This is a genomic window from Oscillochloris sp. ZM17-4, from assembly GCF_019599295.1.
Lineage (GTDB): Bacteria > Chloroflexota > Chloroflexia > Chloroflexales > Chloroflexaceae > Oscillochloris.
In genome coordinates, this window is record NZ_JAIEWN010000002.1 from 194,163 (window position 1) to 217,597 (window position 23,435).

Annotated in this window: 23 protein-coding genes, 11 tRNA genes and 3 pseudogenes; 28 read left to right on the forward strand and 9 right to left on the reverse strand. The window is 67.5% G+C overall.

Features of this window, described 5'->3' with window-relative positions:
* Positions 1-32 precede the first annotated feature (32 nt).
* The 6 genes and pseudogenes from K2Z83_RS02645 to K2Z83_RS02665 all read right to left on the reverse strand — a co-directional run bounded on the left by K2Z83_RS02645 (position 33) and on the right by K2Z83_RS02665 (position 5,670).
* Complete coding sequence (locus tag K2Z83_RS02645; RefSeq protein ID WP_220593641.1) at positions 33-662, reverse strand: phosphoribosyltransferase family protein; 630 nt, start codon at positions 660-662, stop codon at positions 33-35.
* Positions 663-742: 80 nt separating this feature from the next.
* Positions 743-2,458 (reverse strand): formate--tetrahydrofolate ligase, encoded by a 1,716-nt coding sequence (locus K2Z83_RS02650; RefSeq protein ID WP_220593642.1) that lies wholly within the window; start codon positions 2,456-2,458, stop codon positions 743-745.
* 96 nt (positions 2,459-2,554) lie between these two features.
* Positions 2,555-2,806, reverse strand: a complete 252-nt coding sequence (locus K2Z83_RS28635) for a M20/M25/M40 family metallo-hydrolase (protein WP_255603180.1) — start codon at positions 2,804-2,806, stop codon at positions 2,555-2,557.
* A gap of 74 nt (positions 2,807-2,880) precedes the next feature.
* Positions 2,881-3,615 (reverse strand): annotated as a pseudogene (locus tag K2Z83_RS28640) (M20/M25/M40 family metallo-hydrolase); the annotation flags it as partial.
* A 25-nt stretch (positions 3,616-3,640) separates the two neighbouring features.
* Positions 3,641-4,714: a homoserine dehydrogenase gene (locus tag K2Z83_RS02660; protein ID WP_220593643.1), complete on the reverse strand. Its 1,074-nt coding sequence runs from the start codon at positions 4,712-4,714 to the stop codon at positions 3,641-3,643.
* A 101-nt stretch (positions 4,715-4,815) separates the two neighbouring features.
* On the reverse strand, positions 4,816-5,670 hold the full coding sequence (locus K2Z83_RS02665; protein WP_220593644.1) for an NAD(P)-dependent oxidoreductase: 855 nt from the start codon (positions 5,668-5,670) through the stop codon (positions 4,816-4,818).
* Between the two features lie 435 nt (positions 5,671-6,105).
* Here K2Z83_RS02665 and K2Z83_RS02670 point away from each other — a divergent pair, with 435 nt between their 5' ends.
* From K2Z83_RS02670 to K2Z83_RS29730, 9 genes and pseudogenes are all read left to right on the forward strand, one after another.
* Positions 6,106-7,215, forward strand: a complete 1,110-nt coding sequence (locus K2Z83_RS02670; RefSeq protein WP_220593645.1) for an Ig-like domain-containing protein — start codon at positions 6,106-6,108, stop codon at positions 7,213-7,215.
* A gap of 267 nt (positions 7,216-7,482) precedes the next feature.
* Positions 7,483-8,904 carry a deoxyribodipyrimidine photo-lyase gene (locus K2Z83_RS02675; RefSeq protein ID WP_220593646.1) on the forward strand — a complete coding sequence of 474 codons (1,422 nt, stop codon included), beginning with the start codon at positions 7,483-7,485 and terminating at the stop codon, positions 8,902-8,904.
* Between the two features lie 118 nt (positions 8,905-9,022).
* The gene (locus K2Z83_RS29725) at positions 9,023-9,631 is read left to right on the forward strand and encodes a BON domain-containing protein (RefSeq protein ID WP_220593647.1); all 609 of its coding nucleotides are present in this window, start codon (positions 9,023-9,025) and stop codon (positions 9,629-9,631) included.
* Positions 9,632-9,674: 43 nt separating this feature from the next.
* Positions 9,675-9,749: transfer RNA gene (locus K2Z83_RS02685), tRNA-Gly, on the forward strand.
* Between the two features lie 327 nt (positions 9,750-10,076).
* Positions 10,077-10,514: a hypothetical protein gene (locus K2Z83_RS02690; RefSeq protein WP_220593648.1), complete on the forward strand. Its 438-nt coding sequence runs from the start codon at positions 10,077-10,079 to the stop codon at positions 10,512-10,514.
* Positions 10,515-10,518: 4 nt separating this feature from the next.
* Positions 10,519-11,331, forward strand: coding sequence for a hypothetical protein (locus K2Z83_RS02695; RefSeq protein ID WP_220593649.1), 813 nt, complete (start codon positions 10,519-10,521; stop codon positions 11,329-11,331).
* 135 nt (positions 11,332-11,466) lie between these two features.
* Positions 11,467-11,937: a hypothetical protein gene (locus K2Z83_RS02700; protein WP_220593650.1), complete on the forward strand. Its 471-nt coding sequence runs from the start codon at positions 11,467-11,469 to the stop codon at positions 11,935-11,937.
* Positions 11,853-13,015 (forward strand): annotated as a pseudogene (locus K2Z83_RS28650) (DUF4132 domain-containing protein). The gene K2Z83_RS02700 and the pseudogene K2Z83_RS28650 overlap by 85 nt, the downstream one beginning before the upstream one ends.
* 325 nt (positions 13,016-13,340) lie before the next feature.
* Positions 13,341-13,397, forward strand: a pseudogene (locus K2Z83_RS29730) (hypothetical protein); the annotation flags it as partial.
* A 337-nt stretch (positions 13,398-13,734) separates the two neighbouring features.
* On the opposite strand, the gene K2Z83_RS02715 reads toward K2Z83_RS29730, so the two are convergent.
* Positions 13,735-13,944 (reverse strand): hypothetical protein, encoded by a 210-nt coding sequence (locus K2Z83_RS02715; protein ID WP_220593651.1) that lies wholly within the window; start codon positions 13,942-13,944, stop codon positions 13,735-13,737.
* Positions 13,945-14,047: 103 nt separating this feature from the next.
* On the opposite strand from K2Z83_RS02715, the gene K2Z83_RS02720 reads away from it, so the two are divergent.
* The 3 genes from K2Z83_RS02720 to K2Z83_RS02730 are packed head-to-tail and all read left to right on the forward strand — an operon-like array spanning position 14,048 to position 14,932.
* Positions 14,048-14,371 (forward strand): hypothetical protein, encoded by a 324-nt coding sequence (locus K2Z83_RS02720; protein ID WP_220593652.1) that lies wholly within the window; start codon positions 14,048-14,050, stop codon positions 14,369-14,371.
* A gap of 22 nt (positions 14,372-14,393) precedes the next feature.
* Positions 14,394-14,789, forward strand: a complete 396-nt coding sequence (locus K2Z83_RS02725; protein ID WP_220593653.1) for a calcium-binding protein — start codon at positions 14,394-14,396, stop codon at positions 14,787-14,789.
* A complete protein-coding gene (locus tag K2Z83_RS02730) occupies positions 14,786-14,932 on the forward strand; it encodes a hypothetical protein (RefSeq protein ID WP_220593654.1) in 147 nt (48 codons plus the stop codon). The genes K2Z83_RS02725 and K2Z83_RS02730 overlap by 4 nt, the downstream gene beginning before the upstream one ends.
* A 10-nt stretch (positions 14,933-14,942) precedes the next feature.
* On the opposite strand, the gene K2Z83_RS02735 is transcribed toward K2Z83_RS02730, so the two are convergent.
* Both K2Z83_RS02735 and K2Z83_RS02740 read right to left on the reverse strand, forming a co-directional pair.
* Positions 14,943-15,413, reverse strand: a complete 471-nt coding sequence (locus tag K2Z83_RS02735; protein ID WP_220593655.1) for a hypothetical protein — start codon at positions 15,411-15,413, stop codon at positions 14,943-14,945.
* The gene (locus K2Z83_RS02740; protein WP_220593656.1) at positions 15,414-16,079 is read right to left on the reverse strand and encodes a hypothetical protein; all 666 of its coding nucleotides are present in this window, start codon (positions 16,077-16,079) and stop codon (positions 15,414-15,416) included.
* Between the two features lie 741 nt (positions 16,080-16,820).
* On the opposite strand from K2Z83_RS02740, the gene K2Z83_RS02745 reads away from it, so the two are divergent.
* From K2Z83_RS02745 to K2Z83_RS02820, 16 genes are all read left to right on the forward strand, one after another.
* Entirely contained in the window at positions 16,821-18,122 is a 1,302-nt protein-coding gene (locus K2Z83_RS02745; RefSeq protein WP_220593657.1) for an AAA family ATPase, read from the forward strand.
* A 2-nt stretch (positions 18,123-18,124) separates the two neighbouring features.
* Positions 18,125-18,880, forward strand: coding sequence for a hypothetical protein (locus K2Z83_RS02750; RefSeq protein ID WP_220593658.1), 756 nt, complete (start codon positions 18,125-18,127; stop codon positions 18,878-18,880).
* 71 nt (positions 18,881-18,951) lie between these two features.
* Positions 18,952-19,080: transfer RNA gene (locus tag K2Z83_RS02755), tRNA-Gly, on the forward strand.
* Positions 19,081-19,200: 120 nt separating this feature from the next.
* Positions 19,201-19,983 carry a DDE-type integrase/transposase/recombinase gene (locus K2Z83_RS02760; RefSeq protein ID WP_255603223.1) on the forward strand — a complete coding sequence of 261 codons (783 nt, stop codon included), beginning with the start codon at positions 19,201-19,203 and terminating at the stop codon, positions 19,981-19,983.
* A gap of 501 nt (positions 19,984-20,484) precedes the next feature.
* Entirely contained in the window at positions 20,485-20,745 is a 261-nt protein-coding gene (locus K2Z83_RS02765; RefSeq protein WP_220593659.1) for a hypothetical protein, read from the forward strand.
* 302 nt (positions 20,746-21,047) lie between these two features.
* Positions 21,048-21,123: transfer RNA gene (locus K2Z83_RS02770), tRNA-Pro, on the forward strand.
* Between the two features lies 1 nt (position 21,124).
* Positions 21,125-21,198, forward strand: a tRNA-Trp gene (locus tag K2Z83_RS02775).
* A 90-nt stretch (positions 21,199-21,288) separates the two neighbouring features.
* A tRNA-OTHER gene (locus tag K2Z83_RS02780) sits at positions 21,289-21,373 on the forward strand.
* Positions 21,374-21,375: 2 nt separating this feature from the next.
* Positions 21,376-21,451, forward strand: a tRNA-Arg gene (locus tag K2Z83_RS02785).
* 3 nt (positions 21,452-21,454) lie between these two features.
* Positions 21,455-21,530, forward strand: a tRNA-Arg gene (locus K2Z83_RS02790).
* Positions 21,531-21,533: 3 nt separating this feature from the next.
* Positions 21,534-21,608 (forward strand) — tRNA-Asp (locus K2Z83_RS02795).
* 96 nt (positions 21,609-21,704) lie between these two features.
* Positions 21,705-21,780: transfer RNA gene (locus tag K2Z83_RS02800), tRNA-Gln, on the forward strand.
* A 277-nt stretch (positions 21,781-22,057) separates the two neighbouring features.
* A tRNA-Ser gene (locus K2Z83_RS02805) sits at positions 22,058-22,147 on the forward strand.
* A 63-nt stretch (positions 22,148-22,210) separates the two neighbouring features.
* Positions 22,211-22,296, forward strand: a tRNA-Ser gene (locus tag K2Z83_RS02810).
* A gap of 56 nt (positions 22,297-22,352) precedes the next feature.
* The gene (locus K2Z83_RS02815) at positions 22,353-22,856 is read left to right on the forward strand and encodes an HNH endonuclease (protein WP_220593660.1); all 504 of its coding nucleotides are present in this window, start codon (positions 22,353-22,355) and stop codon (positions 22,854-22,856) included.
* Positions 22,857-22,922: 66 nt separating this feature from the next.
* Positions 22,923-23,384 (forward strand): DIP1984 family protein, encoded by a 462-nt coding sequence (locus tag K2Z83_RS02820; RefSeq protein WP_220593661.1) that lies wholly within the window; start codon positions 22,923-22,925, stop codon positions 23,382-23,384.
* Positions 23,385-23,435 lie beyond the last annotated feature (51 nt).

The following is a 23,435-nucleotide window of genomic DNA, read 5'->3' on the forward strand; positions in this document are numbered from 1 at the left end:
GGATGAAGGATGAATGTTTCATCCTTTATCCTTTATCCCTTCACAAACGCCGCGCCCTTGCCGAGCCGCGTGTTGACCGGCACGCCGGAGGCGCAGAGCGGGCACTCCTCGGCCGACCAGGACTCCAGGGGGACGCTGGCCAGGCTGTAGAGCTCAGGGGCGCCCAGCAGGTCCGCGGTGATGCCGCCGCGGTTGCAGAGGGCGGCCACGCCCACCACCGTGCCGCCGGCCTGCTCCACCGCCTGCACCACCATGCGCGCCGAGCCGCCGGTGGTCAGGATATCCTCGACCACCAGGACGCGCCGCCCGGCGAGCAGGGCGTCGTAGCCGCGGCGGAAGGCGCGCGCCTTGCCCAGCTCGCTCTGCTCCTCCTCGGCGTAGACGGCGAGCACCTCGTGGCCGAGGAGCTGCCCCAGGTGGTGGGCCGTCCACTGGGCCATGATCACGCCGCCCACCGTCGGCCCCGCCACCACCTCGATGCCCGCCGCCGCAAAGTGGCGGGCGATCTGTGCGCAGGCGTCGCCCGTGGCCGATGTGTGCGGGTAGAGCGCGTCTTTGTTCACATAGCTGCTGCCGTGGCGGCCCGACGTATAGACGATATGGTCGCCGGTGACGAGGGCGCCGACGCGGGCGAGGGTCTCAAGGACATCTGTCTCGGTCATCGTATGCTCGCTTCGCTTTCAGATTGCTGCCGTACATGTGGGCGCAGTGTACTCTCTCATGTCACATCCGCAATCTGCAATCAAAATAGCCCCACCGTATTCCCGTCCTCGTCGATGTCGATGCTGTGGGCGGCCGGATGCGCGCCGAGGCCGGGCATCGTCATCATATCGCCGGCGAGGGGGAAGATGAAGCCGGCGCCGACGCTGGCCCGCACCTCGCGGATGTGGAAGGTGTAGCCAGTCGGCGCGCCCTTCAGGGCGATGTCGTGGCTGAGGCTAAGCGGGGTCTTGGCCATGCAGATCGGCAGCTGGCCGAAGCCGTTGGCCTCGAACGAGGCGATCTGCTGGTCGGCGGCCGGGTCATAGCTCACCTCGGCCGCGCCGTAGATCGTCGTGGCCAGGGTGTGGATCTTCTCCTTGATCGGCCGGTCGAGCGGGTAGAGGAACTGCGGCGTTGACTGTGAGGCCTCGGCGGCGGCCACCACCATGCGGGCCAGCTCCTCGCCGCCCGCGCCGCCCTCGGCGAAGACCGTGCTCACCGCCATGCCCACCGCCCCGGCCCCCATGGCGATCTCGCGCACCGCCGCGATCTCCGAGGGCTTGTCGTCGGGGTAGGCGTTCAGCGCCACCACCACCGGCACGCCGAAGGCCCGCACGTTCTCAATCTGCTTGCGCAGGTTGGCCCCGCCGGCGTACACATCGTCGGGGTTCTCCGCCAGCAGCTCGGGCGGCAGCGGCTTGCCCGAGGTGATCTTGTACTTGCCGGTCTGGCTCTTCAGGGCGCGCACCGTCGCCACCACCACCGCCACCGCCGGCCACAGCCCCGAGGCCCGGCACTTAATGTCGAAGAACTTCTCGCCGCCCATATCCATCCCGAAGCCGGCCTCCGTCACCACATACTCGGAGGTGCGCAGGCCGATCTGGTCGGCCAGGATCGACGAGTTGCCGTGGGCGATGTTGGCGAAGGGCCCGGCGTGGACGAAGGCCGGGGTGTTCTCGATCGTCTGCATCAGGTTCGGCTTGAGCGTCTCGCGCATCAGCACGGTGGCCGCGCCGGCGCCGCGCACATCCTCGGCCGTCACCGGCCGGCCATCCCGCGTGAAGGCCACCACCATCTTGGCGATCCGCGCGCGCAGGCTCTTGATCGCCTCGGCGTTGGTGCTGCCCGTCGCCAGGGCCAGGATGGCCATCAGCTCGCTGGCGACGGTCATGTCGAAGCCGGACTCGCGCGGGATGCCGTCCTTCTTGCCGCCCTTGCCGATGGTGATGTTGCGCAGGAAGCGGTCGTTCACGTCCATGGCCCGGCGGATCAGGATGCGCTCGGGGTCGATGTCCAGCGGGTTGCCGTGGTACCAGCTGTTATCCACCAGGGCCGCCAGCTGGTTGTGGGCCTGCTGGATGGCGTGGATGTCGCCGTTCAGGTGGACGATGCTCTCCTCCAGCGGGACGACCTGGGAGTAGCCGCCGCCCGAGCCGCCGCCCTTGATGCCGAAGGCCGGGCCGAGCGAGCTCTGGCGCAGGGCCACGGCGGCGCGCTTGCCGATCCGGTTCAGGGCCATGCCCAGCCCGATCGTCGTGGTCGTCTTGCCCTCGCCCAGCGGCGTCGGCGTGATCGCGGTGACGAGGATGTAGGTGCCCAGCGGCCGGTCGCGCAGCTCATCGAGCAGGCTCAGGTCGATCTTGGCCCGGTTGCGGCCGTGGGGCTCGACGAAGCGGGCCGGGATGCCGGCCCGCTCGGCGATCTCGGCGATGGGCGCGACACGGGCCGCGTTTGCGATCTCAAGGCTGGTCTTCATTGGTGTCTTTTCTCGGTTGGGGCGCAGTAGCAGCGTTGCATTCTGCGCGTAGCCGGTTGCATCTGGGCTGCTGCGCCCTTACTCCCGCCTATGATCCTATAACTCCGCGAGCAGCGCCGTCAGCAGGGCGGCCCGCTCGAAGATCGCCGGGACGTGCAGCTGCTCGTGCTCGGCGTGGGCGCCCTGGCCAGGCGTGCCCAGCCCGTCCAGGGTCGCCACGCCCAGGGCGGCGGTGAAGTTGCCGTCGCTGCCGCCGCCGGTCGAGCCCTCGGCCAGATCCATGCCCAGGCCTGCGCCGACCGCCTTCGCCCGCGCGAACAGGGCCGCCGTGGCCGGGGTGCGCTCCATCGGCGGGCGGCGGAAGCCATGCGCGCGGCGGCCGGCACCACGTTCGGCCGCGTCCCGCCCGCCGCCACCCCCACGTTCAGGGTCGTCCCGGCCGGCCAGTCGTTCAGCGCGTGGATCGCCAGGGCCTGGTGAGCCATCTCCATCACCGCGCTGGCCCCCTTCTCCGGCTCGACCCCGGCGTGGGCCGGGATGCCCGTGATCGCCAGCTCAAAGACGCCGCCGCCCTTGCGGGCCGTCTTCAGCGCCCAGCTGCCCTCGACCGGCGGCTCCAGCACGAGCACGAACGCGCACGCTTTCGCCGTCTCCTCGATCAGCGCCCGCGAGGTCGGGCTGCCGATCTCCTCGTCCGAGGTCAGCAGCAGGATCGCCGGGCGCGGCATCGTCGCGCGGGCGGCGGCCAGGGCTAGCTCGGCCAGCACGATGCTGGCCTTCATATCGTAGGCCCCCGGCCCATAGGCGATCTCGCCCTCCACCGTGAACGGCCGCCGGGCCAGCGTGCCCGCCGGCCAGACCGTGTCGTAGTGGCAGAGCAGCAGCGCCGGCCGGGCGTCGGCCGGCGCGGCGGGCGCCTCCACCCGCAGCCGCAGGTGGTCGCCGCCCGCCGGGTTGGCGAAGCGCTCCACCTCGCCCAGCGGCGCGAAGCGCTCCGCTAGGTGGCTTGCCATTATGTCAAGTAAAACCTTGTCAGTACTTGGCGTCTCAAAGGCAACCAGCCCGCCGATCGCGGAGAGAATCTCATCGCGTCGGGCCACAAAATCGTCCTGCATAATCATATCCTTTGTAAGGGCGTAGCAGCCCATGATCATCATGCTACATCGAGGGCATCAACTGCTGCTACGCCCCAACAGTTCGCGCCGTCGCCACAATATCGGCCAGGACACCCGCCGCCGTCACCTCCTGGCCCGCGCCGGGGCCGCGCACCACCAGCGGCTGGGCGGCGTAGCGCGCCGTGGTGAAGCTAAACAGGTTATCGGGGCCGCGCAGGCTGGCCAGCGGGTGGGTGGCGGGCACCATCTTCAGGCCCACGCTCGCCCGCCCAGGCGTCACCGTCGCCACATAGCGCAGGGCCGCCCCCTCGGCCCGCGCCGCCGCCACCCGCGCCGCGAAGAGCTCATCCAGCTCCTCAAGCCGGCCCATAAACACATCGCGGCCCACCGCCGCCAGATCCGGCGAGAACCAGGGCTCAGCCGGGATGTCGGCCAGCTCCCAGGGCAGGCCGCAGGTGCGGGCCAAGATCAGCGCCTTGCGGGCCACATCGGCCCCGCTCAGATCATCGCGCGGGTCAGGCTCAGTGTAGCCCAGGCGGTGGGCGGCGCGCACCGCCGTCGAGAGCGGCACACCCGCCTCAAGCTCAGCGCAGAGGTAGCCCAGAGTCCCGCTCATCGCCGCCTCGATCTTGGTCAGCGCATCACCGCTATCGAGCAGCCCCTGGAGCGTCGAGACCACCGGCAGCCCGGCGCCGGCCGTCGTCTCATAGCGCGTGGCCCCGCCCGCCGTCAGCGCCACAAAGTCGGCCCAGGCCGCGCTCAGCGGCTTCTTATTCGCCAGCACCACCCGATGGCCGGCGGCCACCGCCCGCGCCAGCGGCCCCTCGTGGCCGGATGCCGCCGTCACATCCACCACGACACACGGCCCCTCCGGCAGCAGCGCCTCCCAGCTCTGGATCGCGCGCCCTGCGGGCGACGCCGCAAGCGAGTCCCCGGCTCCCTTCGCACGCATGGCGGCCTGGATGGCTGCCTCAGGCAGCGGGGTCCCGGAAACCAGCGCCCCCGCGCTATCGGCCAGGGCCAGATACTCAAGCCGAAACCCATAGCGCGCCGCCAGCGCCCCGCGCGCCGCCAGCAGCTGCGTCACCAGCTCCCGCCCCACCCCGCCGACACCGATCTGGACAATTGAGATAGTTTTCATAGATCCTCGCAGGGGCGCAGCAGCAGCTGATCCTGCTCTTTGCCCCATCGTAATAGGGGCTGCTGCGCCCTTACGCCATACCTCACGGCGCTGCTGCGCCCTTACGCCGCGCCCTCACCACCCACCAGCATATGCAGCGCCGAGTGATCCAGATCACCGTGGCCCAGCGCCACCAGCCGCGCGAAGCGGGCGGCCGTATCCTCCAGGTGCGGTAGCTCCAGGCCTGCGGCGGCGGCCAGCCCCTGAGCCAGCCGCAGATCCTTCAGCTGCGTCGCGGCCTTGCCGCCCGGGGCATAGTCGCGGGCGATCATCCGCGAGCCGTGGATCTGCAGGATCTTCGAGTCGGCGAAGCCGCCGGCCAGCGCCTTCTGCACCAGGGCCGGGTCCACGCCGGCGGACTCGGCCAGGGCCACGGCCTCGGCGACCGCCTCGATCGCCAGGGCCACGATCAGCTGATTGACAATCTTGGTTGTGTGGCCGGCGCCCGGCCCGCCCACCAGGGTCGGCCGGCCGAGAGCCTGGAGCGCCGGCCGCGCCCGCGCGAAGTCAGCCTCGCTAGCCCCGCACATCACCGCCAGATCCCCGGCGGCCGCCCCGCCCGGCCCGCCCGAGACGGGAGCGTCCACCCAGCCCACGCCCCGCCCGGCCAGGCGCGCGGCGTGCGCCCGCGAGCGGGCCGGGTCCGAGGTGCCCAGGTCAATCACCAGCTGCCCGGCGCGCAGCTGCGGCTCGATCTGGGCGAGCACCGCATCGACCGCCGGCGAGTCGGACAGCACCAGCAGGCAGAGATCAGCGCGGGCGGCGGCCTCGGGGCTGGCGTGGAGCAGCACCCCCGGCACGCGGGCCGGGTCCATCGGCGAGCGGTTCCAGCCGCGCACCGAGAAGCCCGCCCGCAGCAGGGACGCCGCCATCGGCCGGCCCATCAGGCCCAGGCCGAAGATCGCTACGCTCTCCATAAAGCTCCTTATGCATTGGCGCGTAGGGACGCAGCGCGCTGCGTCCGGATGTGGAAGGACGCAGCGCGCTGCGTCCCTACGCGCCAAAGGTGCGCTTCACCAAGGCGGCGCTATTATCACATGAGCGGGCGACGAGGGCAAATGCGACACACGAGTTCACAAAACATGTATCTTCAGCACGGATCTGTTAATAATACTATCACAACTCATTTGTATACTTTGTCGTACGCGGCGCATCGTACGCAGCGCATCGCCCAGCGCAAGGAGCATCACAGAGCGCACCAAAACAAACTGGCAGCCACCGACCGATCCGCACCAACTTACTTTCTCACTCTATCATTCATTGAAGAAAGCTAAGGCATAATGAATTCAGATCGTTCACACCGCCCCAACCTACATCGCAGGTATCATGCCAGTCTCCGCATCGCGCTCCTTGTGCTGCTCGGCCAGATCACGCTTGTCCTAACCGCGAGCGCGGCCCCGATCACGGCGACCGTCGCCATCGCCAGCTTCAACAGCACGAACGTCCAGGGCTTCCAGCTCAACGGCTCCAGCGCCCTCGCGGGCAGCGTCATCCGGCTCACCCCTGCCATTGGGGACCAGGCCGGTAGCACCTTCTGGAAGAACCAGGTCAGCCTGGCCAACCAGCGCTCCTTCAGCACCTACTTCGTGATGGACATGTCCGGTGCGGGGGGGACTCCCCCGGGCGGCGCGGACGGCATCGTCTTCACGATCCAGACCCAGTCAAACACCGCCGGCGGCTCGGGCGGCAGCATCGGCTACGGCGGCATCACCCCGAGCGTCGGCGTCGAGTTCGACACCTGGGCCAATAACCCCAGCACGGATCCCACCTCGACCGTCAACGACCCGAACGACAACCACGTCGGCCTCGATATTGGCGGAGACGTAACCTCTGTCATCACCGCCACACCGCCCGGGGTGATCCAGGACAACACATGGCACGTCTGGGTCGACTACAACGGGGCGACGAAGAACTTGCAGGTGCGCATGCACCCCAGCAACAGCCGCAGCGCATCCACCCTAGTGCTCAACACCACGCGTGACATGGCCGCCGACATCGGCCCAGACGTGTACATCGGGTTCACGGCGGGCACCGGCGGGGCATATGAGAACCACGACATTGCGGCCTTCTACTTCGTGAACGACTACGCGCCAATCGACACGAACCCGCCGAACGTCTACAACCCAGGCGCGAGCTCAGTGACCGTCGCGCCGAGCCCGGCCAGCATCGCCACTGGCGCAACCTCAGTGATCACCGCAACCGTGCGCGACAGCGCAGGCGCGGTGATGGCCAACCAGAGCGTCACCTTCACCACCAGCATGGGCAGCCTTGTCACCGCCAGCGGCGTCACCAACGCCAGCGGCCAGGTCAGCATCACCCTCAACGGCGGGCCTATCGCGGGCACCGCCACAATCCGCGCCACGGCCGCCGGCGGCGCCTACGGGGAGACCAGCGTGGCCGTGACCGGGCCATCCATCTACATCCTGTACCTGCCGTACTATATACAGGGGCCGCCCCGGTAATCGCGCAAGGCAGCGGCTGGGATGCGGGGGCGGCAGAGCCGCCCCCGCATCCTTTTTTTGTTGCCAGCAACAACATCGCGCACGGTGAGGGTGTGGGAGAGCTTCGCTCTCCCACAAAAAACTGATGGTGCTGCGGCGCGGCGTAGCCGCGCCGCAGCACCATCAGTGCGGCAAGTGCCTGAACTAACGTAGCGCTGCAAATCAGGGCGGTGGTGTACAATACGCTCGTGGCTATCGGCTATCGGCTATCGGCTATCGGCTATCGGCATGATCATCCACTGGTTCCGGCGCGACCTGCGCCTGCACGATAACAGCGCGCTGATGGCGGCGGCCCGCGACAGCGGCGGCGCCGTGCTGCCAGCCTTCATCCTCGACGACAGCATCCTGGGCGGGCGCTGGGCCAGCCCAGCCCGGGCAGCGTTTCTCCTTGATGGCCTGCGCGCGCTAGACGCCGATCTGCGCGCGCGTGGACTGCGCCTGATCGTGCGTCGGGGCGACCCGCGGCGCGAGCTGCTACAGCTTGCCGAGGAGGCGGGGGCGCGGGGCGTCTACTGGAACCGCGACTACAGCCCCTACGCGATCCGGCGCGACAGCGCGATCAAGGCGGCCCTGGGCGCGGCGGGCTACGCGGCGCGGAGCTTCAAGGATGTCGTAATCTTCGAGATGGGCGAGGTCGTGACGAAGGGCGGCGGCCCGTACAGCGTCTACACGCCCTACGCCCGCCAGTGGCGGCAGCTGCTCGGCGAGCGGGGCGCGCCGGCGCAGGGAGCCCCCGAGCTTGTGGCCCTCGACGCCGTACCCGAGGGCGGACGCATCCCGGAGCTGGCGGAGCTGGGGATGGCGTGCGCGCAAGAGATCCCCGTCGCGGGCGAGGCGCGGGCGGGCGAGCTGCTGCGCCAGTTCAGCGCCGCCCGGCGCGACAGCGGGATCGCCGGCTACGCCGAGCGGCGCAACATGCCAGGCGTCGAGGGCACCTCACGGCTCTCTCCGCACCTGCGGCTAGGCATGGTCTCGCCGCGCCAGTGCGTGGCCGCCGCCCTCGGCAGCCCGCCGGGGCCGGGGCCGGACACATGGCTAGGCGAGCTGGCCTGGCGCGACTTCTACGTCCAGGTGATGTACCACAGCCCGCACGTGCTGCGCGGCGCCTTCAGGCCCGCCTACGATGGGCTGAAGTGGGAGAATGACGAGCGCCTATTCGCGGCCTGGCGCGAGGGGCGCACCGGCTACCCGATCATCGACGCGGCCATGCGCCAGCTGCGACAGGAGGGCTGGATGCACAACCGGGCGCGCATGATCGTCGCCTCCTTCCTGACGAAGGACCTGCTGATCGACTGGCGCTGGGGCGAGCGCCACTTCATGCGGCTGCTGATGGGCGGCGACCCGGCGGCGAACAACGGCGGCTGGCAGTGGGCCGCCGGGACCGGCACCGACGCCCAGCCCTACTTCCGCATCTTCAACCCGGCCAGCCAGGGCGAGAAGTTTGACCCGGACGGTGCCTACGTGCGGCGCCACGTGCCCGAGCTGGCCAACGTGCCGAGCAGGCACATCCACGCCCCGCACCTGATGGCCCCCGCCGAGCAGGCCCGCGCCGACATCCAGGTTGGCCGCGACTACCCCGCTCCCGTTGTGGAGCACAAGGAGCGCCGCGAGCGCGCCCTGGCGATGTACAAGGCCGTGCGGGGCGGATAGGGACGCAGCGCACTGCGCCCCTACCAGAGTGGCACACATCCTGCATCATGCGGGGGAGAGCGAGGGAATGGCTTGCCCTCCCTGAAATAATCCGCCTGTCAGAAGTAAGGAGTGAGCCGTGGCAAAGAAGCGTAACCGCCGCGAGCGCCGCGAGCGCAGGGGCAGCAGCCAGCCGCGCAGCGCGCCGACCGTAAGCACGACAAAGCTGAGCGAGCTCGAGGGCCGCTGGGATAACCCGACTGGCGGGATGGCATTCCCGATCGACCGCATCGAAGGCGACGAACCGATCAGCGACACCGACATCTACGAGGGCGAGCTCGAGACCGGAAGCGATATTGGGCAGCCGAACGACATGGAGAGCCTCGATCTACGCAGGGAGCGCGAGCAGCTCGCAGGGTCGACAGACGACGCCTACAAAGCGTCGCAGGAGGGCCTAACCTACGTGCCGCCGACCGAGGAGCCCTACGACGAGGATCGCCCGCGCACATTCACCGCATCAGGCGACGAGGTCGAGGAACGGCTGCGCGCGGCGCTGCGCGAGGACAGCCGCACCGCACCCTATGCCGACAGCGTAGAGATCATCGCCAGCGCGAGTCGCGTTGTGCTACGCGGAGTGGTGGACGATCAGGCCGCCGCCGAGAGCCTGGTGAGCGTCGCTGGCGACGCCGCTGACGTGGCCGAGGTGGTCAACCGACTCGACGTACGCGCCCTGCGGCACATCCGCTGAGCACACTTGCGCCCGCGCCGCAGATATGGTACATTCGCACCATGCGGGCGTAGCTCAGTGGTAGAGCATCTGCCTTCCAAGCAGATGGTCGCGCGTTCGAATCGCGTCGCCCGCTCCAACGGTTTAGGGCATCAGGAAGCGAAATCCCGCCGGGGTCTCCGGCGGGATTTTGCGTTCATGTAGCCAAGTTTGTAGCCAAAGTTCAAGAGTCTGCTCCCGTGTCCCTGCGTCTGTAGCCATATGCCCCCTCGGATGGCTACAGAGATCTCGCTGCGCCCGCGCTGCGATCGCGGCGCTTTGCTGGGGGAGCGGCGGGGTGAGGCGGCATTGTTCCCCCGTGTAGCCACATCTGTAGCCATGCTTCCAGGTGTGACACTCCCTGTCACACCTCTGCCGTATGCTGAATGTACTCCAACGACGGGCCGCCCGCGCCCGTCAGCAACCTGTGCAGGGACGACGACGTACGCGAAAGGGAGCAGCAGATGCACACACAGGTCACCGTCCGCGACGAGCTGGTCTTCCGCCTGGCCGCCCCCCGGTCGAGTTTGTCCTCGGCTTCCCCACCAACCACCTCACTGTTCGCGACCTGATCCGCGCCCGCATCGAGCAGGAGGTCGCGGCCTACAACGAGCGTCAGGGCGAGTACTTCCAGGGCCTCGTACAGCCGGGCGCGGCCGAGCTGACGCTGAACGGCTATCGCATGCCCCGGCCGCGCCGCATCGACCCCGCCGAGCAGGTGGAGCGGGCGCTTGAGGCTTTAATGCGCAACGGCTTCCTCATCTTGATCGACGACCGCCAGGTCGAGCAGCTCGACGACGTCGTGATCCTGGGCGAGCAGACGGTCGTCACCTTCCTCAAGCTCGTGCCGCTGGTGGGGGGGTAAGCCGATGAGCCCCATCACATCCCTTGCCACACAGATAAGCGACCTGATCACCTCCTGGGCCGAGCGTTTCTCTCACTCCACCGCCCAGCTCCGCGACTTCCCTGCCGGTCAGGAGATCGTGCGCGCGAGCCCTGAGGAGCAGCGGGCCTTTGTGATGGCCGCGGTTGCCTGGCTGGAGGATCCGGTCAACGTCCCCGGTGTCAGCTGGACGCTAGCCGAGAGCGTCTCGGCCCTGCTGCGCCGCTCGCTCCCCTTCACCCACGATGATGTCCTGGCCCTGCTCGGCTGGGTGCGCAGCAGCACCCACGGCTGGCGGATCGAGCCATACGTAGGCAAGATCGTCACGACCTACCTCGCGAGTAACCCGCGCACCCCCGCCCTGGATACGGCCCTCGACGCCCTGGTCGCCGACCTGGAGGGCCGCGCCTGGGGCGCCGATCAGCGCCGGCGCCTGCTCACGCTCAAGGAGCTTGCCGGCATTGTCGAGACGGAGCAGCCCCTCCTCGCGGGCGAGCCCTGGGCTGACGCCGCGCGCGCCGAGATCGCCGCCTTCGCGCCCGAGCAGCGGGCGCTGTGGACGCAGCTGCTCCGGCAGTGCGCTGCGGCCGGCGGCTCCACCCCGGGCCAGAAATGGCGCAAGGCCGCGACCGCGCCGGTCGAGTGCCTCGGCGCGGAGGAGGTGCGGGCGGCGCTGCTGCGCTGGCTGCCCCTGGTTGACCAGCCGCGCTCGGAGCCCATCGCCCTGCCAGGGGGCCACACGCTGCACCCGCTGGTACTGCATGATCGCAACCTCGATATCCTGCGCGGCATGGTCTAGCTCTGCGCCGCCGACGACACCCGCGAGCTGGCCCGCGCCCTCGGCGGCATCGTCGTCGCCTGCTACCGCAAGATCCCCGGGGTCGGCCCGCGCGCGGCCCGCCTCGCCAACGCAGCCATCTGGGCGCTGGGCCAGATGCCTGGCCAGCACGGCATGGCCCAGCTCGCCCTGCTCAAGACGCGCGTGCGGTTGCCTGCCGCGCAGAAGCAGATTGAGGCGGCCCTGGCTAACGCTGCCGAGCGGGCGGGGCTCCTCCCCGACGAGCTTGCGGAGCTGCTGGTGCCTACCTATGGTCTGGAGGAGGTCGGCCTGCGGCGCGAGGTGCTCGGCGGCGTGATCGTCGATCTCGTGGTCGCCGGGGGCGTCGAGCTGCGCTACACGCGCGCCGACGGCAAGAAGCTCGCCGCGGCGCCGAAGGCGCTCAAGGCCGAGCACGGCGACGCCCTGAAGGAGCTGAGCAGCGCGGCCGCCGACATCAAGGCGATACTCCCGGCCAGCGCGACCGCGTCGAGCAGCTCTACCTGCAGCAGCGGACCTGGCCCCTCGCCGCGTGGCGCGAGCGCTACCTCAACCACCCGCTCGTCGGCACGCTCGCCCGCCGCCTGATCTGGCGTTTCACGGCCGAGGGGACGCAGCAGGTCGGCATCTGGCACGCGGGGCAGGTTGTCGGCGTAGACGGGCAGCCGCTTGCTGGCCTGGGCGATACGACCACCGTTAACCTCTGGCACCCGCTGGACAGCACCGCTGAGGAGGTGCTCGCCTGGCGCGCATGGCTGTCGCCCACGAGGTGCAGCAGCCCTTCAAGCAGGCCTATCGCGAGATCTACCTGCTCACCGATGCCGAGCGGGCCACCCGGGTCTACTCGAACCGCTTCGCCGCCCATATCGTCCGCCAGCACCAGTTCAACGCCCTCTGCGCCGCCCGCGCCTGGAAGAACCAGCTACGGCTGATGGTGGACGACAGCTACCCGCCGGCCCACCGCCTGCTGCCGGCCTGGGGGCTGCGGGCCGAGTACTGGGTCGAGGGCGCAGGAGATCAGTACGGCCGGGACACCAACGAGACCGGCACGTATCTCTACCTGGCCACCGACCAGGTGCGCTTCTACCCGCTCGACGCAGCTCAGCACTACGCCCACGCCGGCGGCGGCTACCAGCAGTCCTGGCGCGACCAGGGCCCCGCCCATGACCCCGTGCCCCTGGAGCAGGTTCCGCCCCTGGTGCTCTCCGAGGTGCTGCGCGATGTCGACCTGTTCGTCGGGGTGGCGAGCGTGGGCAACGACCCGACCTGGCTCGACAATGGGCGCGAGGTGCGCTACCACGACTACTGGCGGGGCTACGCCTTCGGCGATCTCTCCGAGACGGCGAAGACCCGGCGCGAGGTGCTGGCGCAGCTGATCCCGCGGCTGAAGATCGCGGCCCGCTGCCGCCTCAGCGAGCGCTTCCTCCACGTGCGCGGCGACATCCGCAGCTACAAGATCCACCTGGGCAGCGGCAACATCATGATGGAGCCGAACGACCAGTATCTCTGCATCGTCCCGGCGCGCGGAACGACGACAGGCGCCGAGGGCACGCGCTTTGTGCCCTTCGAGGGCGACGGAACCATGGCGATCATCCTCAGCAAGGCCCTGCTGCTGGCTGAGGACACCAAGATCACCGACCCGACGATCACCAGGCAGCTGCACTAGTAACCTCGGCGCAACACAGACAGCCCCCAGTGGGGCGATACTGCGCAGGATACCGAGCACGTCAGGCCGCCTACAATCCGTCGCGAGGCGGCTGTGGAACGCGGTGCCGCGTGCTATGCTCCCCCTATCGCGCTGCCGGCAGCGCGGAACCGATCAGGAGGTGCCGCCATGAACCGCCACGACGACATCCAGGACACCCACCGCTTTTGAGCCGACCAGCAAGCGTCGCAAGGGCTTCCCCTCCGAAACCCAGGTCAAGCGCGGCGAGCGGGTCGTCCACGGGGGCAAGGAGTTATGCGAGAAGCTCGGGCGCAACGACCCCTGCCCCTGCGGCTCCGGGAGGCGCTTTGAAGAGCTGCTGCCTACGCTCTGGCCGCTTTGACGGCGTGCTGCGCGACCACTACTTTTAGGGAGTGAGCAGCTACGGCGCCCTGGAGTTCTTCCAGGGCGCCGCCCGTTGGCCTACGGATCAGAGAGGTAGCTGAGCGAGGCCTCGATCGGGTTGTGGTAAGTCGCACGTCACCTGGGGCGCCAAGCAATCGATGAGCCAGTGCCACTATCGTTTTGGTGGCATGCAATCGGCGTAGTCATTGTAAAACTTTTCGATTATGCTTTGCTGGCGGAGGTCGCCGCTGAGTATGGCCATCAGCGTTCCGGACATGAATAGCACGCCGTTGGATGTCTTCACCGTCTGAATAAGCAGCTCCAGCGGGTAGCCCTTAGCGCTTAGCCTGGTTCAACGCCCGCGAGAGTACAAGGCAGGCGTACTCGACCGAGCGCGGCCCGAGCTTGCGCTTGCCCTCCGTAGGCTCCTTCTGGCGCAGCGCATTCGCCATCCCCTGAACATGCTCTGGCAGCAGCTTCTGGAGTTTGTGACACTTCTCCACCCCCGCGCGTGGGTTGCCGCCTTGGACAAGGTTCTCTTCCACTTGACACTCTCAGCCACAGCCCGACAGCCCGACAGCCCGACACCGTGCGCTTGTCGGGCTGTCGGGCTGTGTCAAGTATCGCGTCGCATTCTGAAGCCTTGTCTTGCTGGCGGAAGAAGAAGCGCACCGCCACGACGCCGCCCGGCGCGATGCATGGTGGGGCCGGGCCCGCGAGGCCGCCGCGCTGCTCCGCGCGCGCTTCGGTGCGAAACGCATCGTCGTGCTCGGTGACCTGGTGCGGCCCACACCCCTCCACTTCTGGTCTGAGCTAACCCTGGTGGTCGCGGGTCTATCTGACTACAGCTACGACATGTACATGGCCCTACGCGAGTTGGAGCGCGAGCCGAAGATAGAAGTACGCCGGATCGAGGAGCTTTCGCCACGGCAGGCGGCCATGCTCATGCTGGAGGGGCGCGAGATTTCGTAGCGATGAGATTCTGGAGGTATGCATGGAGATTGCCGATATCCCCAACCTACCGAGCCGCGAGCAGCGGTTTGAGGAGATTACGGTCGACTGCTACAACGAGGACGAGGCCCTGAGCGCTTTTGAGGTCTACCTGAGCGAGGCGCTGCAAACGCCTTTTGCCGCCCGCTGGGGAGCGCCGGGCACCGAGCGCATGCCCGTCATCGTGTTTGGTGCCGCAAGTGGTTATGACGACGATGGCGTGCTGCTGCGGGTTCGCCTCGCCGATGGCGACGAGCAGGAGGTGCTCGCCGACCAGCTCTGGGCCGTGGAGACGCCCGGCGTCAACGCCACAGTACTCGATGACTACCGCGCCTTTGTGGCCGTGGGCGGCCTGCCCTTCGACGACGATGAGGATGCGGAGGAGTGGGATGAGGAATGAGCAGCGAGGCGGCCCGCCAGCAGGCGGAGGATCACGCCCACAAGGAGCGCCAGCGCCGCGCCGAGGCCCAGGCCCGCAAGGAGAAGCAGAAGCGCAAGGCTTCATCGGCCGCTCGCAAGGCCAACCGCAAGAAGAGGAAGTAGCTGATGCTACCTACACCAGCCGCTGCTCCTTGAGCCGGCGCTGAGGCGCGGGTGACCCGGCATAGGGCGCCGTCACCTCCGCCAGTCTGGTGTTGTAGGCCGCCCGCTGGCCGCGGTGCGCCGCCAGGTCGCGCAGCTCGGCCAGCAGGGCCACCCCTTCGTCGTAGCCGCTCGCCGTGCGCTTCGCCAGCAGGCTGGTCACATTAGCCCATGCCTGGGCCTCGCGCTGCGCCAGGGCCTCCAGCTTCGCCAGCCGGGCGCGCTCAGTTGCCTCACGCTCGCGCCGCACGCGCAGCTGCTCCTGTCGCTCCGCCGCCGCCTGGATCGCGGCGAACGTGCGGCGGGCGAGCGATGTTGGCGAGGCTGGTTTTGTCCCGCCGACCTCGCGCAGACGCCGGAGCAGTGCGATGCCAACGTGGCTCTCGCCGCGAGCCACCCGCGCCAGGAAGGCGTTGCGCTCCGCCTCGGGCAGCAGCGTCACCTAGCGCTCCAGGGGCTCCTGCGTGGCCGTGAGGCTGGGGCTGGCCTCGACCGCCGCGGCGATCAGGTCTTGATCGATGGCGAAGAACTCGGCGAACGCCTGGAGTGCCGGGTCAAGCTGTCCAAGCCCTGGCGGCACCGGCGGCTCAACCAGCGGCTCCACCTCCTCGTCATCGTCGGCCCAAGCGGCCCGCTCCGGCGCACAGCGCAGCCAGAAGAGGTAGCGTGCGCGCAGGTCGTCGCGCAGGATGGCCTCGCGCAGCGGGATCAGCGGATCAAGCAGGCCGTCGCCCTCAATCCAGCCGTAGCCCTCCTCCTCGCGGATCTCAAGGTTGAGCACAAGGTGCTGCTTCGTCGTGTGGACATCGCCGACGTAGCTCTCCTCGTCGCCGAGCAGGTATGGCTGCAGCTGCTCAAGCGTGAGCGCGCCCGCTGGGAAGCGGAACGCCAGCTGCTTTGAGCCCCAGTTGGCAATGTAGAGCAGGGCGTCGAAGTGTTGCTCCAGCACCTTCAGCGGGTCGCCGCGGAAGCTGCCATAAGCGTAGTTGAAGGCCGCACGGGATGCGCTCAGCTCAACGCGGCTGGAGAGCCTGCGTATCTCGGCCTGCTGCTCGGTCGTCAGTGGCCGATCAATCGTCTGAAACTCGTAGTACTGGTACTCGCTCATCTGGTATCACCCTCAAGCTCAGCCAGGGCCTCATCAGGGGTGAAGGCGCGCACAACGGGCGCCGCCCGCTCGCGTTGCTCGCGATCAAGCGAGACGAGCGCACAGCCATGACGCTGAGCCATCACAATTGCTGTCTACCAGGGCATTATAGTCTATTCGGCTGTTGGCCTTCACGCAAGCGATCTCGTGACAACACATGCACGATGACACGATGAATCGTGTACACTATGGGGGGCGTGGTCGTTACCAGGGTGGTTCACCTATGTATATGGTAGCCTTCCATCAGTTTTTTCCGGAGGTCGCTCGCACTGAGACCCGGAGCGTCACCATCGAGGGCTCGCCCAGCCTTCCGGACGGCGACTATGGATTCTTTGAGTCCTATTGTGATGATCCGTCGTGTGATTGCCGGCGTGTCCTGATCAATGTGTATCGATCAGATGATTTCTCAAAGATATGGGCGACGATCAGCTATGGATGGGAGCCCATCGGCTTTTACCGCCGGTGGCTGGGCAGCCACCATGCATTGGCCGATGCATTCAAGGGGCCGGCGCTCGACCAGTTTCAACCACAGACGGCCTATGCCCCTGCCCTACGCGATCTCTTCGCGACGCTCTTGAACGATGGCGCATATGTTGAGCGATTACGACGGCACTATGCGCTCTTCAAAGGGCGGGCCCAGCCAACGCGGCCCACACGCTCCGAAAAGGTGAGCCGTGGGAAGCGAAAGCCTTAGGAGCCTGTATGTATCTTGACCGGGTCGTGCTGGAGCATATACGCGGCTTCGAGAAGCTGGATTTCTCGCTTGCCCGGCCCGATAGCAGCTACGCTGGCTGGACGGTCTTCACCGGGGATAATGGCTCGGGCAAGAGCACCCTACTGAAAGCGATCGCGGTCGGCCTGACCGGGCGCGACACGGCGCGTGCCCTCCAGCCGAGCTTCCACCGCTGGGTGCGCCACGGCGCACCCGCGAGCGAGGGCGCCATCCAGCTCAATATCGTCCGCGTGGCCGACGACGATGAGCCGACGGGGCAGGGCAGCCGGTCGAGCCGGCCCTTCCCCGCCCGCCTCAGCCTGAAGAACGGCGGCAAAGACACGCTGCTCCAGGCCGTGACCCCGGCGGGGAAGCCCAGGAGCTCCCAGACCCCTGAGCAGACCATCTGGTCGCCCAACGCGGCGGGCTGGTTCTCTTGCGGCTACGGGCCATTCCGACGCGTCTTCGGCGCGTCGTCCGAGGCCACGCAGATGATGGCCGCACCGAGCACGGCACGCTATGTGACCATGTTTCAGGAGGCAGCCTCGCTGGCCGAGGCCGACCGCTGGCTGCGCGAGCTGCGCTACAAGGCTCTGGAGAACCGCCAGACGGAGGGAGCTCAGCTGGACTTGCTGCTGGAGCTGCTCAACGACGACCTGCTGCCGAATCAGATTCGCGTCGCCCGGGTCGACTCAGACGGCCTCTGGCTGGTCGACCGCAACGGGATCGAGCTAGCCTGGAGCGAGATGAGCGACGGCTACCGCGCGATGCTCGCCCTACTGGCCGACATCGTCCACCACCTGATCGACGCCTATGGAACCGCCGGGCTGATCGCACGGGATGCCGATGGGCAGCTGTCGATCACGCGCAGCGGCGTGGTGCTGATCGACGAGATCGACGCCCACCTGCACCCGGAGTGGCAGCGCGAGGTCGGCTTCTGGCTCAAGCGGCGCTTCCCGAAGATCCAGTTCCTCGTCACCACCCACAGCCCGATCATCTGCCAGGCTGCCGACCCGAACGGGCTGTTTGTGCTGCCAGAGCCCGGTAGTGACCAGCCGCCGCGCGCCCTGAGCGCGGCGGACTACACCACGGTGATCGCCGCACGCCCGGATACCATCCTGCTCACCCCGGCCTTCGGCCTGCAGAACACGCGCTCGCCGCAGGCGGTCGATGCGCGCAGCGAGTACGCCCGCCTCCATGCCAAGCTGCGAGCCACCGGTGCCCTCAGCCTTGACGAGCAGACGCGGGTGGCCGAGTTAGAGGTCTTTGTGCTGAGCGACGAGGAGCTGTAGCGATGCGCCGGGTCGTTCGCCTTGACCTCTCATCCGAGTCAGCGCAGGGCATGGAGCGCGAGCAGGCGCGGGCTGACGCCCGGCGCGCGGACAGGGCGCTCAACGTCGAGGCCGCGTGGCGCCGCGCCCGGCGCAACAAGCCGCTGCGCGAGGCATGTGACACCCTGCGGGCAATGGCCGGCAACCGCGAGCGCTGCATGTACTGCGGCGACGCCCACGGCAGCGACATCGACCACTTCTGGCCCAAGGCGCCCTACCCCGAGCGCATGTTTCGCTGGCCGAATATGCTGCTCTGCTGCGCCGAGTGCGGCCGGATCAAGGGGACTCAGTTCCCCCTGTCCGACGGTCAGGCCATCCTGATCGACCCGACCGTCGATGACCCCTGGCTATTTCTGGACTTCGACCCGCAGACGGGCAACATTGTGCCGCGCTACGACTCTAAGCGGGAGGCGTACATACTGAGGGGCGAGCAAACGGTCGCCATCCTCCAGTTCGACCGGCGTGAGGCCATGGCCAGGGGCTACCAGCGCACCTTCCGCCGTATCACGCGCAGGGTCGAAGCGGCGCTGACTCAGCAGCACCCGGACGCCGCCGCGCTGCTCCACGACCTTGGCGAGGCCGACGATCACGGCCTGCTCGGCTGGTGCTTCGACGGGCTGGGCCGCCACGTCGCCCCCTTCGACGCCCCCTTCGACGAGCTCCGGGCGCGCCACCCGACCGTGTGGGAGGCGTGCCGCCAGGGATATCGGCAGCTCTGATCTGCCGTCAGCGGATCACACGACTTGTTCATGTAGCCAAACTGTAGCCAAGCCGGCGAATTTCGGTGGATGTGGGCGGAAGGGGTGGGATCAGGAATGGCTTCCTGAAGCCTCAAAACACGGCTGTGGACACTGGCAGGCGCTCCCCTGGCTGCCTTCCAAGCAGATGGTCGCGCGTTCGAATCGCGTCGCCCGCTCCAACGGTTTACCGCATCAGAAAGCCTCAGCGCACACCCACCGCGCTGAGGCTTTCTGACGTCTGCAGCCAACATACTGCCAAGCCTACTGCCAAACTCACGGCGTATACCGCCCCCGAGCTTCTGGCGACGGCGCCCTGCCAGGTCTGGTCGTGGGACATCACCAAGCTGCGCGGCCCCCAGCCGGGGATCTGGTATCAGCTCTATGTCGTGCTGGACATCTTCTCGCGCAAGATCGTCGGCTGGCGCATCGAGACGCGCGAAGACGCGGAACTGGCGGAAGCCTTGATCGCGGAGAGCTACACCCGCGAGGGGGTGCAGCCGCACCAGCTCACCTTGCACGCCGACCGCGGGGCATCGATGACCTCGAAGACCCTGGCCGAGCTGCTGATCGACCTGGGCGTGGCCCAGTCCCACAGCCGACCGACGATTTCGGACGATAACCCCTACGCAGAGAGCCAGTTCAAGACCATGAAGTACGGCCCGACCTATCCTGACCGCTTTGCGAGCATGGACGCGGCTCGCGTCTGGATGCGCTGGTTTGCCGACTGGTACAACCACGAACACAAACACAGTGGCATTGCGCTCCTGTCGCCCGCAGTCGTGCATAGCGGACGGGCACCGGAGGTGATTGCCACACGTCAGGTCACGCTCGATGCCGCGTATGCCGCCCACCCAGAGCGGTTCCCGCGCGGCCGACCCATCGCGCCGCAGCTTCCAGCCCAGGTAGGGATCAACCTGCCGCGCCCCAGCGCTGCGGCCCCCACACCGGCGACACCGGAGCCCCTGCCGACGGAGCTCCCGGTGTCAAGGGTCTCAGCCGCGCAGCGGCCCCTTGACACCGGGAGCTCCGTCGGCGAGGCTGACCCGGAGGTGTCGGTCGTGGGGGGCAGCCACGCTCCATAATTCGCTCAGATCACTGTCCAAAGGCACTTGACACATTCCGAGCGGGGCCACCGACGCTCCCAGGTTTACCCAGCGCTTATTCGCGCTAACAAAAAGTTGGGCGTGAGCTTCTACGCCTACATCCATGACCGTATCTCCGAGCGGGCCAAGACCCTCAACCTCGGCGCCTCATGGGCCGAACTCGACCTTCCCCCGACTTATTGAGCAACTACACCGTCCGGGCAATCTTATGCACGGTGGCCACAAGCGCCTGTTGCGGGCCTTTGCGCGCCCGCATCGCCCGATAGTAGGCGCTGAAGGCCGTATCAGTGCGTGAATCTGGAGCCACTGGGCATCGTTCCAATCGCTCTTGCGTCCGGGGACGATCTTGGCGTGACGAGCGTTGACCAGATAGAGCACCAGGCCGCGCGCCTCAAGCAACTCGAATGCTGGCGATGGTGTAAGCTGCAGGTCGTTCAAGGGCTGGTCGTCGGTATCCGCTCGCGTGCGAGGAGGTGCGCGATGGATATCCGCGTCAGGCCGATTGGGGTGGTTTGCGGCGGGCGGCAGGCCCCTGAGGATGACGATTGGGGCGGCATGGAGGCGGCCATCGTGCTCGCCGACGATCTGCCGGAGGATGCCCTCGTCGGTCTCGACGCCTTCTCGCACGCCGAGATCCTCTTCGTCTTCCACCAGGTCGATCCGGCGAAGATCATCACGAGTGCGCGTCACTCGCGCAACAACCCGGACTGGCCGGCGAGCGCGCGCATGCGGCCCTCGTGATCGACCCAGCCCGGTGCCCACGAGTCGCTGTCGGTGCTGCTGACGCCGCTCGGCGTCCCTATCGTCCTATTTGTCCAGACCGTCACGCATCGCTCCTCTGTTGGAAAGCTGTCCCTCGTACTATACCACTTCTGTGCCTGATGGCAAGGGACTTAGGTCGGAGAGAGTGTTGTAAACTGGTATCAGTCAAATGTTGTAAACTCATATCAGCCTTCTGGCTGAGGGGTGTTGTAAACTGGCATGCTATGCTGTGCGTGTCAAGCGGCGAACCACACGAGACCAAGAACACCAAAATATACGACCAGGGTGTAGCGCAGCCAGCAGCGCGCTCGCGTCGGAAGCGAGAGGTCGCAGGTGCGAAGCCTGCCACCCTGACCATACGGGTCTGGTGTAACAGCAGCACACTGGTCTCCAAAACCAGCAGCGGGGGGGGAGAACCCTCGACCCGTGCCACACCTCGACGACGAATCGCACCTTTCTAACCAGTCCGCACTGACACGACGACTTCGACCGGCGCTAACACCCGTCGAAGTCGCCTTCCACGGGGCGCGGGTCTGCTGGGTAGACACGCTGCTGAAGGCCGCGAGGCACCAGCGAGGGCGGGGTTCAATCCCCCGGCGCTCCACCAGTGACCGCATAGCTCAGGAGACAGAGCGCCGGTTTGCGAAGCCGGAGGCCCGAGGTGCGAGTCCTCGTGTGGTCGCCATTTCTCGCTGTAGCTCAGGAGACAGAGCGCCGCCCTCCGAAGGCGAAGGCCGCCGGTGCAACTCCGGCCAGCGAGGCCACACGGTTCCGTAGCTCACCAGCAGAGCGCCCGGCTGTCAACCGGGAGGGAGCGGGGGCAGTACCCGTCGGAGCCGCCAGTACCCATAGCCGATAACCGATAACCGATAGCCGAAAGGCCCACATCGCAAGCCAGCAACTATCGGCTATCGGATATCAGCTATCGGCTATGTTATTGCCGGATGGCCTAATTGGTAGGGCACCTGACTCTGAATCAGGCAGTTCCAGGTTCGAGCCCTGGTCCGGCAGCCATCATCGATAGCCGATAGCCGATAACCGATAACCGAAAGAGGAACAATCCGTGATCGCAGGGGTGATGGGTAAGGTTGGATAAGGATCTATCGGTACAACTGTAGTAATAGCCGATAGTTGTCGCTGCTGAAAGCTGAAAGCTGAAAATCGGACAGCGAAGCCTTTCAGCTTTCAGCTTTCAGCTTTCAGCTTTCCCTGTGGTGCGGGAAGCCGAAAAGCGAGGCGCTCGCCTGCAACGCGAGAAGAGCGGGGGCAGTACCCGCAGGGAACTCCACATGGGGCGTTGGCTGAGTAGTAAAGCGCCGGTTTGCTAAACCGTGGCCGTGCGGCAGCGCACGCGCAGGTGCAATCCCTGTCCGCCCCTCCATCCCCATCGGGTGCGCCGATGCAAGTGCATCGACTGGGCTCGAACCCCAGGAAGGCGCATCACGGGGCGCATGCCGCAGGTGCGGCACTTCGCTTGGAAGGCGAGGCGACCGGCGACGGTCGGCGGATCATTACCGCTGCGCCCCTCCACTATCTCGTTCGGGTCTATCAGAGTCAGCCAGAGTGTCAGCGAAAGGGACACGGCCATGCAGGTGCTGCTCATCAACGCCAACTACGCGCCGCTCGCGGTCGTCACGCTCCCGAGGGCGATGCGGCTCCTCGCCCGCCAGAAGGCCGAGGTGCTGGAGACCGACGCACGGGCGATCACCACCGGCACGGAGGGTGTCACCGTGGCCCGCCCGCTGGTGATGCGCATGCGCAGCTACGTGTGGGCCAAGCTCATCCGCCACCCGAACGTCTCGCGCCCGCTGGTGATCGCCCGCGACGGCGAGACCTGCCAGTACTGCGGCTGCCAGCCGGGCCGCGCCCAGCTCACCCTCGACCACGTCCTGCCGCGCGCCCAGGGCGGGGAGAGCAGCTGGGAGAACCTCGTGGCGGCGTGCCGCGCCTGCAACGCGCACAAGGCCAACCGCACGCCCGAGCAGGCGGGAATGGTGCTGCGCAGCCAGCCGCGCCGGATGATGCTCTCGGTCGCCAGCCGGATCGACCTCAGCGCCCGCGAGGTCTGGGGCCAGTACGGGTATCACTGAGGCACTGAGGCACTGAGGCACTGAAGATTGAGTCGCTGAAGTGTCAGCCATATGAGGAGGTGCGCCATGAAGCTTGCGGAGGCCCTGGTGGAGCGCAAGGCGGCCCAGCAGAAGCTGGCCGAGCTGAACGAGCGGCTGCAGCGGGTGGCGGTAGTGCAGGAGGGCGAGCGCCCGGCCGAGGAGCCGGCCGCCCTGCTCGCCGAGGTGGGGGCGGTGGCCGAGCGGCTGGAGGGTCTGATCCTGGCGATCAACCGCACCAACAGCCAGGCGGATCTGGCCGACGGCCGCAGCATCACGGCGGCGATCGCCCGCCGCGACGTGCTGCGCATGCGCCAGGGCGTGCTCGACGCGCTGCTGCGCAGCGTGGGCAGCCCGCAGTACCGCGCCCGCGGCGCCGAGATCAAGTTCGTGCCCACCGTGGCCGTGCCCGAGCTCCAGCGCGAGCGCGACGCCCTGGCCAAGGCCTACCGCGAGCTGGACGCGGCCATCCAGGCGGCCAACTGGGCCGTCGATCTGCAGGAGGTGTAAGGACATTGGTCACAAGTTAAGGTGGGACGGAAATTGTCAAGTAGAGCAGAT

Excerpts from the sequence above, each read along its gene's own strand:
- K2Z83_RS02740 (WP_220593656.1), bottom strand. The coding sequence starts at position 16,079 with ATGAGCGAGTACCAGTACTACGAGTTTCAGACGATTGATCGGCCACTG.
- K2Z83_RS02645 (WP_220593641.1), bottom strand. The coding sequence starts at position 662 with ATGACCGAGACAGATGTCCTTGAGACCCTCGCCCGCGTCGGCGCCCTC.
- K2Z83_RS02820 (WP_220593661.1), top strand. The coding sequence starts at position 22,923 with ATGAAGCTTGCGGAGGCCCTGGTGGAGCGCAAGGCGGCCCAGCAGAAG.
- K2Z83_RS02750 (WP_220593658.1), top strand. The coding sequence starts at position 18,125 with ATGCGCCGGGTCGTTCGCCTTGACCTCTCATCCGAGTCAGCGCAGGGC.
- K2Z83_RS02665 (WP_220593644.1), bottom strand. The coding sequence starts at position 5,670 with ATGGAGAGCGTAGCGATCTTCGGCCTGGGCCTGATGGGCCGGCCGATG.
- K2Z83_RS02700 (WP_220593650.1), top strand. The coding sequence starts at position 11,467 with ATGCCTGGCCAGCACGGCATGGCCCAGCTCGCCCTGCTCAAGACGCGC.
- K2Z83_RS02765 (WP_220593659.1), top strand. The coding sequence starts at position 20,485 with ATGGATATCCGCGTCAGGCCGATTGGGGTGGTTTGCGGCGGGCGGCAG.
- K2Z83_RS02730 (WP_220593654.1), top strand. The coding sequence starts at position 14,786 with ATGAGCAGCGAGGCGGCCCGCCAGCAGGCGGAGGATCACGCCCACAAG.
- K2Z83_RS02815 (WP_220593660.1), top strand. The coding sequence starts at position 22,353 with ATGCAGGTGCTGCTCATCAACGCCAACTACGCGCCGCTCGCGGTCGTC.
- K2Z83_RS02650 (WP_220593642.1), bottom strand. The coding sequence starts at position 2,458 with ATGAAGACCAGCCTTGAGATCGCAAACGCGGCCCGTGTCGCGCCCATC.
- K2Z83_RS02725 (WP_220593653.1), top strand. The coding sequence starts at position 14,394 with ATGGAGATTGCCGATATCCCCAACCTACCGAGCCGCGAGCAGCGGTTT.
- K2Z83_RS02660 (WP_220593643.1), bottom strand. The coding sequence starts at position 4,714 with ATGAAAACTATCTCAATTGTCCAGATCGGTGTCGGCGGGGTGGGGCGG.
- K2Z83_RS28635 (WP_255603180.1), bottom strand. The coding sequence starts at position 2,806 with ATGGAGCGCACCCCGGCCACGGCGGCCCTGTTCGCGCGGGCGAAGGCG.
- K2Z83_RS02695 (WP_220593649.1), top strand. The coding sequence starts at position 10,519 with ATGAGCCCCATCACATCCCTTGCCACACAGATAAGCGACCTGATCACC.
- K2Z83_RS02745 (WP_220593657.1), top strand. The coding sequence starts at position 16,821 with ATGTATCTTGACCGGGTCGTGCTGGAGCATATACGCGGCTTCGAGAAG.
- K2Z83_RS02675 (WP_220593646.1), top strand. The coding sequence starts at position 7,483 with ATGATCATCCACTGGTTCCGGCGCGACCTGCGCCTGCACGATAACAGC.